Annotated in this window: 9 protein-coding genes; 3 read left to right on the top strand and 6 right to left on the bottom strand. The window is 70.7% G+C overall.

Annotated elements, in window-relative coordinates:
* Nucleotides 1-25: 25 nt before the first annotated feature.
* Complete coding sequence (locus tag SNAS_RS22330; RefSeq protein ID WP_013019738.1) at nucleotides 26-853, bottom strand: hypothetical protein; 828 nt, start codon at nucleotides 851-853, stop codon at nucleotides 26-28.
* A 378-nt stretch (nucleotides 854-1231) separates the two neighbouring features.
* Between SNAS_RS22330 and SNAS_RS22325 the strand changes: the two genes are divergently transcribed.
* From SNAS_RS22325 to SNAS_RS37250, 3 genes are read left to right on the top strand one after another with little or no spacing between them, the layout of a single operon-like run.
* Nucleotides 1232-1903, top strand: coding sequence for a response regulator transcription factor (locus SNAS_RS22325; protein WP_013019737.1), 672 nt, complete (start codon nucleotides 1232-1234; stop codon nucleotides 1901-1903).
* Nucleotides 1900-2934 carry a sensor histidine kinase gene (locus SNAS_RS22320; protein WP_013019736.1) on the top strand — a complete coding sequence of 345 codons (1035 nt, stop codon included), beginning with the start codon at nucleotides 1900-1902 and terminating at the stop codon, nucleotides 2932-2934. Before SNAS_RS22325 ends, SNAS_RS22320 begins: the two co-directional genes overlap by 4 nt.
* Nucleotides 2927-3061 carry a hypothetical protein gene (locus tag SNAS_RS37250; RefSeq protein ID WP_280101491.1) on the top strand — a complete coding sequence of 45 codons (135 nt, stop codon included), beginning with the start codon at nucleotides 2927-2929 and terminating at the stop codon, nucleotides 3059-3061. Before SNAS_RS22320 ends, SNAS_RS37250 begins: the two co-directional genes overlap by 8 nt.
* Here the strand turns inward: SNAS_RS37250 and SNAS_RS33115 are convergent.
* Genes SNAS_RS33115 through SNAS_RS22290 form a run of 5 tightly spaced genes read right to left on the bottom strand, consistent with a single transcriptional unit; the run spans nucleotide 3058 to nucleotide 12010 of the window.
* Nucleotides 3058-7494 carry an AMP-binding protein gene (locus SNAS_RS33115; protein ID WP_013019735.1) on the bottom strand — a complete coding sequence of 1479 codons (4437 nt, stop codon included), beginning with the start codon at nucleotides 7492-7494 and terminating at the stop codon, nucleotides 3058-3060. The two genes, SNAS_RS37250 and SNAS_RS33115, sit on opposite strands and share 4 nt — an antisense overlap.
* Complete coding sequence (locus SNAS_RS22305) at nucleotides 7491-8534, bottom strand: 3-deoxy-7-phosphoheptulonate synthase (RefSeq protein ID WP_013019734.1); 1044 nt, start codon at nucleotides 8532-8534, stop codon at nucleotides 7491-7493. Before SNAS_RS22305 ends, SNAS_RS33115 begins: the two co-directional genes overlap by 4 nt.
* Nucleotides 8531-9343 carry an isochorismatase family protein gene (locus SNAS_RS22300; RefSeq protein ID WP_013019733.1) on the bottom strand — a complete coding sequence of 271 codons (813 nt, stop codon included), beginning with the start codon at nucleotides 9341-9343 and terminating at the stop codon, nucleotides 8531-8533. The genes SNAS_RS22305 and SNAS_RS22300 overlap by 4 nt, the downstream gene beginning before the upstream one ends.
* Nucleotides 9340-10893, bottom strand: a complete 1554-nt coding sequence (locus SNAS_RS22295; RefSeq protein WP_013019732.1) for a (2,3-dihydroxybenzoyl)adenylate synthase — start codon at nucleotides 10891-10893, stop codon at nucleotides 9340-9342. Before SNAS_RS22295 ends, SNAS_RS22300 begins: the two co-directional genes overlap by 4 nt.
* The gene (locus tag SNAS_RS22290) at nucleotides 10865-12010 is read right to left on the bottom strand and encodes an isochorismate synthase (RefSeq protein WP_052305094.1); all 1146 of its coding nucleotides are present in this window, start codon (nucleotides 12008-12010) and stop codon (nucleotides 10865-10867) included. The genes SNAS_RS22295 and SNAS_RS22290 overlap by 29 nt, the downstream gene beginning before the upstream one ends.
* Between the last annotated feature and the right edge of the window lie 23 nt (nucleotides 12011-12033).

Below are 12033 nucleotides of genomic sequence, written 5' to 3'. Positions count from 1 at the left end.
GGCCCTTCGTGTGGGAGGGAGGATGTTAGCCGTTGACCTCGTTGACGACGTCGTACGCGAGGTCTTCCCACTGCGCGTACGCGTCGGGGAAGGCCGACGCCTGCACCGATTGGGCGGCCTCGGCGACCGCCATGTCGTCCCAGCCGCTGACCTGCTTGAGGCGCTTGTAGAAGATGGTGGAGGAGTACTCCACGTCCATGCACTCCTCGACGCTGCCCCAGCCCATGCTCGGGCGCTGCTGGAACAGGCCGACGGAGTCCATGTCGGCGCCGAAGCCCTCGTTGTCGTACTCGGCCGACTCGGGCACGGCGTGGCTGGCCAGGACCTTCAGCTTGGACTCCTGCATGGCCGTGGCGATGGCGATCGCCTGGCCCTTCTCGGAGATGTCCAGCTTGTCGCCGACCCGCACGATCGCGACGGCGTTGTCCATCTGGGCTCCCGACAGTCCGGCCACCGGCTTGGGGGCTTCCTTCTTGTCGGCCTTGTTGGATTCGGGCTTGGCCTCGATGACGTCCTCCTGGCGCTCCTCGCGCTTTTCGGTGCTGTCGGACTGCGAGGACGAGGCGGAGGCGGGCGGCTCTTCCGAGTGCGACTCGGCGTGGCCGCTGGCGGGCGTGGCACCCATGAGGCTCAGCGACAGCAGCGCGACTCCGCCGACACCGGCGAGGCTGCGGCGCAGCCCGTTCAGCTCGGGGCGGTAGGCCAGCGCCGAGCGAACGAAGCTCAGCGAGTGCCGGGAGGCGCGGGTCAAAACGGCGGGGAAGGCCACGAAGGCCAGCGCCGGGCGGAGGGTGTCGAACTGGAGATCACGGCGGCGGTGCCGTCCGGAGTGCCGGGCGGAACTGTCGGTCATTTTGCCTGCTTCCTGGTTGCGGTGCGTTGGCATCCGGCCACCTTAGGCGGCGAAATCGCAGGTAGAAAGGACCGAAAGTGCGACAGGAAATTGATGTGAATGAGTATGTAAAGCCGTGTAAACCCAAGGGCGAATTGTCGCAATTACCGGTTTTGTCCGACAAACTCGGTGTTTTGTCGATCGCAAGCGCTTTGTCGTCGTCCGTGCGTGGATTGCCTGCTCAACCGGTCGGATGAGTTTCGGCGGTGAGTTGCGGTTTGTGAGCTTGTTAACAGCTCTCGTTCATTCGGGTGAGTGCGGCCACTCAATGTGTTGCGTGGGACTGGTTTTAAGCTTGAGCCGCCGTTGATCACCCACGAGATTCCTTGAGGCACACGCATGCGGGTACTGGTGATAGAGGACGAGGTTCGACTGGCCGAGGCGATCGCGCGGGGGTTGCGGCGCCACGGGATGGCCGTCGACGTCGTCCACGACGGCCTGTCCGGGCATCAAGAGGCCACCACGGTCCGCTACGACGTCGTCGTGCTCGACCGGGACCTGCCGGGCATGCACGGGGACAAGGTGTGCGCCGACATCGCGCGGCGCGGGGCGCTGACCCGCATCCTCATGCTCACCGCCAGCGGCACCCTGGCCGACAAGGTCAACGGCCTCAACATCGGCGCCGACGACTACCTGTCCAAGCCGTTCGCGTTCGACGAACTCGTGGCCCGGGTGCAGGCGTTGGGGCGCCGCGCCACCCCGGCCGCGCCGCCGGTGCTGCACGCCGCCGACGTGGAACTGAATCCGGCCGCCCACACCGCGACCCGGGGCGGGCGCGACCTCGAACTGACCCACAAGGAGTTCGGCCTGCTGGCGGAACTGATCAAGGCGGGCGGGACGCTGGTGTCGACCGAGGAACTGCTGGACCGGGTGTGGGACGCCCACGCCGATCCGTTCACCTCTACGGTGCGGGTCACGATGCGCACGCTGCGCCGCAAGCTCGGCGAGCCGCCGCTGATCGACAACGTGCCGAAGGTCGGCTATCGCATCAACATGGCGGCCGATAAATGACGTGGCCGGTGCGCCCGACCCTGCGGCTGCGGCTGGCGTTGTGGATGGGTGGCGCCGCGCTGGTCGTGGGCCTGGTGGCCGTGCTGGTCGCACCGGTGCTGCGGTTCGAGCTGGCGACCGTCGTGGTGGCGGCGATGGTGTGCTTCGTCGTGGGCTACGTGGTCGCGGGGCGGAGCCTGCGGCCGTTGCACGAGGTGACGGCGACGGCGAAGCGGCTGTCCACTGACACATTGGACGATGAGCGGATCCGGCTGGACGGGCCGCCCGACGAGGTTCGGGAACTGGCCGACACCTTCGACGACATGCTCGACCGGATCTCGGCGTCCTTCGAGGCGCAGCGGCGGTTCGTGTCCAACGCGAGTCATGAGCTGCGGACGCCGTTGACGGTGATGCGCACCGAGATCGACGTGGCGTTGTCCAATCCGGACGATGACATCGCGGAGCTGCGGCAGATGGGCGAGGTGGTGCGGGACGGCTGCGATCGGGTCAACGACCTGATCGAGTCGCTGCTGTGGCTGGCGCGCGCCGAGGCCGAGGGCCAGGGCGGTTTGTCCAAGGCGCAGCTGACCGACCTGGGCGACTGCGCCGAGGCGATGATGGCGACCGCGCGGCGGGCGGCGGACATTATGGAACTGTCGCTGGCGGTGTCGCGGCTTCCGGCGCCGGTCGTCGGTGACCCGGCGCTGCTGGAACGGGTCGCGGGTAACCTGATCGAGAACGCCATCCGGCACAACAATCCGGGCGGGCGGGTGTGGGTGCTGACGGGTGGCGACCGGGAGATCTCGTGGCTCGTCGTCGGGAACACGGGTGCCGACGTGGACGCCGCGAGTGTGCCGAGGCTGTTCGAACCGTTCAGTCGCGGCGGCGACGCGCGGGTGGGTCGGCGGGGCGCGGGGCTGGGGATGTCCATTGTGCGCGCCGTGTGCCGCGCCCACGGTGGCTCGGTGTCGGCGCGGGCGCTGCCCGAGGGCGGTGGCCTGGAGGTGCGGGTGGAACTGCCAGCGGCCGAGGTGACCGTCGAGGGTGCTTAGGCTGTCGGGGCTCGGCTCGGCTCGGCTCGGCTCGGCTCGGCTCGGCTCGGCTCGGCTCGGCTCGGCTCGGCTCGGCTCGGCTCGGCTCGGCTCGGCTCGGCTCGGCTCGGCTCGGCTCGGCGGCTAGGCCGAGGCTCGGGCCACCCGGGCGCACCAGTCGAGGTTCCACGCGTCGCGGCGGCCCCAGCCGTTGTCGGCCAGCCAGGTGTCCAGCTGGTTGCCGTCGATGTGGTGTTCCCGGGGCGGGCCGTCGGCGTGGATGTCGAAGAACGACTTGAGGATCGCGGTGTCCTCCCGATCGGCCAGCAGCGTGCGCCACCGCGACACGGGGACCTGTTCGAGGTCCGGGTGCTCGTCGAGCAGCCGCTGCCACACCGACGTCAGCGAAACCGTTCCGCCGCCGAGGTTCCACACCCGGGGGTCGCGTTTGCCGACCGCGTCGGTGACGCAGGCGGCGGCCACATCGGCGGCGATCCACGGCTCGGTTACCGACAGGTCCGGCACCCGGCCCAGCGCCATGCTGGCCCGGATCAGGTGGGTCACGAAGTCGTCCGGGTTGAACGTGGACGAGCTCGCGGGCGGGACCACCCGGCCCAGCCGGTAACACGACACCGCCAGCCCCTGCTCGCCCACCTGCCGGACCAGTTCCTCGGCGACCCACTTGCCGCGCTGGTACCCGTCGGTCAACGCGGCCCGGCTGTCGATGAAGTCCTCCGGCAGCGCGGCCCCGGCGCCCACCGACACCGTCGAGATCTGGTGGAAATCGCTGCCGCCCACGCACGCCAGCTCCAGCAGCGTCCGTACCGCCTCGACGTTGACGGCGCGCAGCCCCGAGTACCCGCGCGTGAAGCTCACGTTCCCGGCGACGTTGACGATGGCCTGGCTGTCGGACACCAGCGACATCGCGTGCGCGTCCAGGCCCAGCACCGGACGCGACAGATCGCAGTCGATCACCGTCACCCGCGCCAGATCCGGCTCGGGCAGCCCGAACCGCCGCGCGGCCTCGACCAACCGCCGCTCATCGCCGCGCACCAGGCACCGGATCGGCCGATCGGTGTCGGCCAGCAGCGCGGCCAGCATGTGCGAGCCGACGAAACCCGTCGCGCCGGTCAACGCGATCGCGTCATCCCCGTTGGGCAGGCACGGAACCCCGTCGCGGTGCCACACCCGATCGGTGTCCATGAGCGCGGCGTCGTCGACACCGGCGACCTGGCCCGACAGCACCGCCGCCAGCTCGGTGGCGGTGGGGTGGGCGAACAGCTCGGCGGCGGTGACCTCGCGCTCGAACGCCCCGCTCAACCGGGTCGCGGCGGCGATGGCCGTCAACGAGGTGCCGCCGCTGGCGAAGAAGTCGGCATCGGGGGCGGGCCGGGAACCGAGCACCTCGGCGAAGACGGCCAGCACGGCGCGCTCGGCGTCGGTCGCGGGCTCCGCGGATTGCGCGGCCACCGGCTCGGCCAACCCACGACGGTCGAGCTTGCCGGTACTGGTGCGGGGCAACCGATCCCGAACGTGGAAGCTGGACGGCATCGCGGCTTCGGGGAGCTGGCGGCGGGCGTGTTCCCGCAGCGTCTCGACGTCGGTGTCGGCGGCCAGGTGCGCGACGAGACGGGGACGGGGGACGCGTTCGACGGTGACAACGGCTTCGCGCACCGCGGGGTGGCGCAGCAGCGCGGCTTCGACTTCGCCGGGGTGGACGCGGTGGCCGGAGATCTTCAGCTCGGTGTCGACGCGGCCGTGGAAGGCGAACTGGCCGTTGGGGGTGATGGTGACGATGTCGCCGGTGCGGTACCAGCGTTCGCCGTCGACGGAGATGAACGCGTTGTCGCCGGGGTGGATGTGGACCGGGGCCGGGGCGGGGGTGGCGGAGCGTTCGGGCTTGGCGTGGGGGCCGCGTGCGGCGTCGAGCGACGGCTGGGGTTTGGCGGCGGCCGTGTCGGCGGAGCTCTTGGCGATCAAGGGTTCCGGCTTGGAGCCGGGGTCGCGTGTGGTGTTGAGCGACGGTTGTAGTTCGGTGTTGGCTGCGTTGGCGGAGCGTTTGTCGGCTAGAGGTTCCGGCTCCGCGTCGGGGATGCGAGTCGCGTCGGCTGAAGCCGTGTCACTGGCGTCGGCGAGGTAGCCGGACGCCAAGCCCGGTCCGGCGATGTACAGCTCGTCGGCGGGGCCGATGGCGACGCGAACGCCTGGCAGCGGCGTGCCTAGGCTGACGGCGTTGTGCGGCTCGGCGGGCGTGGTTTCGGCTTGAGCGCGGGGCGAGCCGGAGGCGGTCGAGGATTCGGCCGAGTGGTGGCTGGCAATGGGCTCTGCGGCTGCTGAGCCTGGGCTCAGATCGGCGGCCAGACACACCACTGTGGCTTCCGTCGGGCCGTAGCTGTTGATGAGCCGTACGCGGTCGCCGACGGCGTTGTGCCATTGTGCGAGCCGTTCGGGGCTAGCGGCTTCGCCGCCGATGATGAGCGTGGACACGCTGTCGGGCAGTGATACCAGCTTGGAGTGCAGCGCCTGTACGAGTTCGTGCCAGTAAGCGGTGGGCAGGTCGAGCACCGAGACGCGGTTGGCGGCAAGGAAATCCGCGAACCGCGACAGCGAGACGGTCGCGGAGTCATCGCGCACGACGATGGTCGCGCCTTGCGCCAGCGATACGAACAGTTCCTCGACGTGGGCGTCGAAGTGCAGCGGGGCGAACTGTAGGACGCGGTCGTCGGCGGTGAAGCCGTAGCGTTCTGCCGCCGAGGCCACGAAGAAGTCGAGGGCCGAGCGGGGCACGGCGACGCCCTTGGGGCGGCCGGTGGAGCCGGACGTGTAGATGACGTATGCGGGAGCCTCGGGGTTCCACACAGGACTGTGGCTCGCGGCCACGTCGGCCGCCGAGCGTGCGCGGCCGGGAGAGTCAGCGCTTTCCAACGGGCCTTGGCTCGCGGCTTCGCCGGTCGCCGCGCGACTGGGGGAGCTGGCGCTCCCCAACGGCCCTCGGCTCGCGGCTTTGCTGGTCGCTGAAGTGGGCTCGTGGCCGGGCAGCGGCGTGTCGGTGTCGATCGTGAACGCCGGGGAGGCTTCGGCCAGGATCGCGGCGTTGCGGTCCGCCGCACCGTTCGGATCGAGCGGCAGGTATCCGGCGCCGCAGTACAGGACGCCCAGCATCGCCGTGATCGCGTCGGCGCCGCGCGGCAGGCTGACAGCGACCAGCTCGCCGGGGCGCACACCGCGCCGGAACAGGTCGGCGGCGACGGCTCGGGCGCGGGTTCGCAGCTGGCCGTAGGTGAGCGTCGTGTCACCGTCCACTATCGCTGGTTGGCTGGCGGGGTGGCGGTCGATGAGGTGGGGGAGCGGGTGGGTTTCGGGTGGTGGCGGGCCGTCGATGACTCGCCACGGGGAGACCCGGGCGCTGTCACCGGCCAGGCGGACCAGGTCGTCGCGGATGGTCGCCAGCGTTTCGGTGGAGTACAGCTGCGGGTTGGCTTCCAGGGTCAGCGATCGGGGGCCGCGCGCTGTTACGGCGAGGTCGTCGACCGGTCCCGCCGAGACGTGGTGCATGTGGACGTCGCAGTCGGGGAACTCGGGGGGTTCGGCGAACGGGATGACGTTGACGACGGGGCCGAACACCCAGCCCTGTCCGGCGGACAGGCCGAGGTCGCCGCGCAGCCATTCGTAGCGGTAGCGCTGGTGGCGGCGGGATTCCTTGAGCGTGGCCGCGACGGTGGCGGTGACATCGTCCACTGTGTGGTCCAGCGCGATGGGGACCGGCAGGGGGGCGATGTTCATGACCATGCCGGGGACCTTGGCCGCGACCGTGCCCAAGCGGCCTGAGACCGGCAGCCCCAGGACGGGGGTGGTGGTTCCGGTGCGGCGGTGCAGGGCGGCGGCGACCAGGGCCAGCAGCCGGTGCGGCCAGCTGGCGCCGACGTCGGCGAGCAGATCGTCCGGAAGGGACAGGCGGATGGTGCGACGGTCGGGCAGCGCGGTTTCGCCGGTGAAGCCGGTCGCCGTCAGACCCGCGAGACGGCTGGTCCAGTACTCGCGGTCTTGCGCGGCCTTGTCGCCGGTGCGGTAGCTGTCGTCGTCGGCCAGGAGGTCGGCGAACCGCCCGAACGGTTGCGGTGTCTGGCCCCGATAGCGTTGCGAGACCTGCCGGTACAGCATGGCGTAGCCGAAGCCGTCGAGCACGATGTGGTGCGCCTGGATGTACCAGTACACCCGATCGGCGGCGACGAACACCGTCGAGCGGAACAGCGGGTCGCGGTCCAGGTCGGCGGCTCGCGACAGCTGTTCGTCGACCAGCTGCCGAACCCGCTCCCAACCGTCGGATTCGGTCAGCCGCACCACTTCGGGTCGCCACGCGGGGTCGACGTCGACGATCTGGGTCGCGGCGTCGGGGAACCTCGCGTGCAGTGCCTCCGCGTCGCGCACCGTCGCTGCGATGGCGTCGCACAGCCGGTCGACGTCGACGGGGCCGGAGATCTCGGCGCATTCCGCGGTCCAGTACCCCGGGTAGCCGGGGTCGAGGGACTGACCCATGTGGATTCCCTCGGCGGCCGCGGTGAGCCCCAGCGGTGGTGTCATCGCACGTTCACCAGTTCGGTGGTGCGTCCCGCACGGCGTTGTTTCGCCGCCAGGGCCAGGTTCTCGATGACCTCGGCGGTGTCGGCGAAACCCAGGCAGGCGTCGGTGACGCTGACGCCCGGACGCAGCGTGCCGTCCAGGGACTGGGCCCCCGGCGACAGGTACGACTCGAGCATGACCCCGGCGATGCCGGTCTGGCCCGCCGCGATCTGGGCCGCGATCGCTTCGGCGACAACGGGTTGGCGGTTGTGGTCCTTGCCGCTGTTGCCGTGGGAACAGTCCACTATGAGCTTGGGGTGGGACTGGACGTCGGCCAGCAGGCCGAGCGCGTGGTTGACCTGGTGGGCCGCGTAGTTGGTTCCGGTCTCGCCGCCGCGCAGCACCAGGTGGGTGTCGGGGTTGCCGTCGCTGACGGTCCAGGCGCAGCGGCCGTGGTCGTCGACGGTGATGACCGGTTGCGGGCGCGACGCCACCGCGATCGCGTCCACCGCGGGGGTGATGGCGCCGTCGACCCGGTTCTTGAAGCCCACCGGCATCGGCAGGTGGGAGGCGAGACGGCGGTGCGGCGGGGATTCGACGGTGCGGGCGCCGATTCCGGCCCAGGACACCAGATCGGACAGGTACGGCGCCAGCTGCGGTTCGACGAACTCGCACGCGACCGGCAGCCCGAGCGTGTTGATCTCGGTGAGGACCCGGCGGGTCTCGGCGAGCCCGGCGGGCACCGCGTAACCGCCGTCCAGACCCGGGTCCAGCAGCAGACCCGGCCAGCCGTGCCGGGTGCGGGGCTTCTCGGTGTAGGCCCGCACGACCAGGTACACGTCCTCGGCGTGCGCGGCGGCGACCTCGGCCAGGCCGGTGGCGTAGCGCCGCAGTTCCCGGGGATCGTGGACCGAGCACGGGCCGACCAGGATGAGCAGCCGTTGGTCGGCGCCGTCGAGGATGGCGCGGATGGTGCCGCGCGACAGTTCCACCTCGGCGGCCAGTTTGGGGTCGGTGGTTACGGTGGCGCGCAACGAGGCCGGTCCGGACAGCACGCTCATCGGGCCGCCTCGAGCGCGGCGTGGAACCCACGGATGGTGGGATCGGCGGCCAGGTCGGCGAAGGTCACGTTGTGGCCGCGCTCCTTCCAGTCCTCGATGAGGCCCATGACCCGGATCGAGTCGAGCCCGGCGTCGATGAGGTTCTCGTCGTCATCGGCGGGCTCGTCCAGCAGCGCCAGCACCTGCGCGCGCACGTCGGCCAGCCCGAAACCGCTGTCCAGCAACCGGTTCAGCGTGGTGACGACGGCGCAGGTCGCCGACAGGTGCTCCAGCGCCGCGACGTGCCGGCCCCGGCCGAAGTCGGCGATCGCGTCGGCGATGACGAAGGTCTCGATGCCGTGGGAGAACGCGTCCAAGGCGGTGGCGGTGATGCCGATGTGGGCGTACACGCCGGTGATGATCAGCTGGTCCCGTCCCGCTGCGGCCAGCCGCTCGGCCAGATCGGTGCGGTGGAAGGCACTGTAGCGGTGCTTGGTGAGCACCACATCGGACGACGCGGGCGCGAGCGGCGCCACGATGTCCTCCCGGTCCTGGATCCCCGGCCCCCAGCGGTCACTGAGCAGACCGCGCTCGTCCGGCGACTGTTTGGGCGGTTGCGCCGTGTAGAACGTGGGCAGGTCGAGTTTGCGCAGTTGCGCGATGTTGTCGACGAGCTCGCCGAACTCCTCGCCGTAGAAGTCGAGGAAGTACCGCTGCATGTCGTGGATCAGCAGTGCGGCCCGGTTCGGGTCGAAGGTCCACGGTACCCGCGGCTTCGGCAGCTCCGCCTCGGTCGGCAGCGGGTAGATGTCGAGGGTGGGGATGCTCATAGATTCACACTCTCTTTTAGACGGTTCTTGTCGATCTTTCCCACGGGCGTTCGGGGAAGGCTGGCGACGAAGCGGACGAGGTCGGGGATCTTGTACGCGGCCAGGCCCCGGCCGCGAAGGTGGGCGCGCACCTGTTTGGCGGTCAGTTCGCCGTCGGTGACGCAGAAGGCGCAGGCGCGTTCACCCAGCGCGTCGTCGGGGACGGCGACCAGGGCCGCGTCGTGGATGCCGGGGTGGGTGCGCAGGTGCTCCTCGATCTCGGCGGTGGCGATCTTCTCGCCGCCCCGGTTGATCTGCTCCTTGGCCCGGCCGGTGACGATGAGGTGCCCGGTTTCGGTGCGGCGCACCAGGTCCCCGGTGCGATAGAAACCGTCGCTCGTGAACGCGGTGGCGTTGTGGGCATCGGCCCGGTAGTAGCCGCGGATCGTGTAGGGCCCGCGCGTCAACAGGTGCCCACTGTGGCCTTCGGGCACCGGTTCGTCGGCGTCGTCGACGATGCGGACCTCGTCGGCCTCCGAGGCCGGACGGCCCTGGGTAGCGCACACCGTCGCGAAGGGATCGTCGAGCCGGGTGTAGCAGACCAGGCCCTCGGCCATTCCGAAGACCTGCTGCAGTTTCGCGCCCAGCACCGGCGTCACCCGTTCGGCGTCGGCGTCGCCCAGCCGGGCCCCGCCGACCTGCAACACCTCCAGGCTCGGCAGTTCCGCGCCCCGGGCCTCGGCGGCCCGCAGCCAGGTCAGCGCCAGCGCCGGCACCACCGCGGTCATGGTGACGCCCTCGGACACGATGAGCGGGAAAACGGTGTCGGGACTGGGATCGGGGGCCATCACGACGGTGCCGCCCGCGTACAGCACCCCCAGCACGCCGGGGGAGGACAGTGGGAAGTTGTGCGCCACCGGCAACGCGCACAGGTACACCGTGGCCGGTGTCAGTTCGCAGACCTCGGCGGCGACGCGGACACTGTAGAGGTAGTCGTCGTGGGTGCGCGGAATCAGTTTCGGCACCCCGGTGGAGCCGCCCGACAGTTGCAGCAGCGCCAGATCCCCGCCACGGGGGGCGGGTGGCAGCCCCGCCGGGTCGGCGTAGGTCTTGGCGGCCTGCTCGACGGTCCACACGTGCGTGACGTCGAGACTCGCGGCGATGCGGTCGTACTCGGCGCCACCGGGATGCAGGTAGGCCGCGGCCTTGGTGTGCTCGGCGAAGTAACCGATCTCGGCCTCGCGGTGCGCCGGTAGCGCGCACACCGGTGCCACGCCTAGCCGGAACAACGCGAACAACACCACGAGGTATTCGCTGGTGTTGGCCGCCTGCATCACGACGATGTCACCCGGCCGCAGACCCCGCTGGTGCAGTCCGGCGGCCACCCGCCGGGAGCGCTCCAGCAGCGACTCGTACGACAGCCAGCAGTCGCCGTCGGTAACGGCGACCCGGTCACCGTGCTTGGCGGCCAACCGTTCCAGCAGCAGCGAGAACGGCTCTCCCGTCCACAGTCCCTGGTCGCGGTAGTCGGCGGCGATGTCCTCAGGCCATGGCGTGAACGGCGCGTTCATCGACGACCTTTCCGGTGTGGCCCAGCGCGCTGAGCATGGTCTGGAGTTTGGCCTCGGTCTCGGCGAGTTCGGCGGCCGGATCGGAACCGGCGACGATGCCCGCCCCGGCGAACAGCCGGACGTCGCGCGCGCCGATCTCGGCGCAGCGGATGGTCACGGCCCATTCGCCGTTGCCCGCAGAGTCGCACCAGCCGACCATCCCGGAGTAGAAGCCCCGGTCGAAGCCCTCCAGCCGGGCGATGGCCTCGCGGGCGGTGGCGGTCGGGGTGCCGCACACGGCCGGGGTCGGGTGCAGCGCGGCGGCCAGGCTCAGCGCGGACGGCAGCGGGTCGCGCAGCCTGCCGGTGACGCGGGTGCCCAGGTGCAGCATGTGCCCGGTGGACACGATCTCGGGTGTCGAGGGCGCCGAAAGCTCGGCGCAGTACGGGTCCAGCGACCGGGCGATGGCGTCGACGACCACCGCGTGCTCGCGACGGTCCTTTTCGGACGCGAGCAGTTCGGCGCCGCGCGCCGTGTCCACCCGGGGGTCACCCGAGCGCGGCCGGGACCCGGCCAACGGATGCGCGGTGACGACGTCCCCGTTGCGCGACACCAACAGTTCCGGGCTGCCGCCCACCAGGTCGCGCTGCTCGGGCAGCGGGCAGGCGAACACGTAACCGCGCCGCTGCCGGTGCCGCAACTGCCGCAGCACCGCCGGGATGTCGACCGGGGCGTCCAGGCCGATGCGCAGACTGCGGGCCAGCACCACTTTCGACAGTTCGGTGGCGTCGATGTCGGCCAGGGCCGTCGCGACCGCGTCGCGGTAGTGCTGCGGCGGCGGTTCGCACAGTGCCGGGGTGTCGTGCGAGTGCGTCGGCGCGGCCTCGGCGCCCGCCAGGCCCGGCCCCCACCGGTAGACGTCCGGGACGAGCAGTTGCGCCGGTTCGGTGTCGCTGAACGGAACCGCGCCGACCAGCAGCTGGTCGCCGCCCAGTGCCCGCAGCACGGTGTCGGCCCGCGCCGGGGCCAGGCCGCCCCGGCCGGGCAGCACGATGGCGCTGCCGTGGGTCAACAGCGACCGGCTGCCGGTGTCGAAGAAGAAGCTGGATCCGGGGCGGTACTCGTCTACCAGGTGCATGTGAACACTCCAAAGGGGTGAAA

Source organism: Stackebrandtia nassauensis DSM 44728 (assembly GCF_000024545.1).
Classification (GTDB): domain Bacteria; phylum Actinomycetota; class Actinomycetes; order Mycobacteriales; family Micromonosporaceae; genus Stackebrandtia; species Stackebrandtia nassauensis.
Note: the sequence above shows the minus strand (reverse complement) of the source record. Positions and strands in the feature narration are given on the sequence as shown.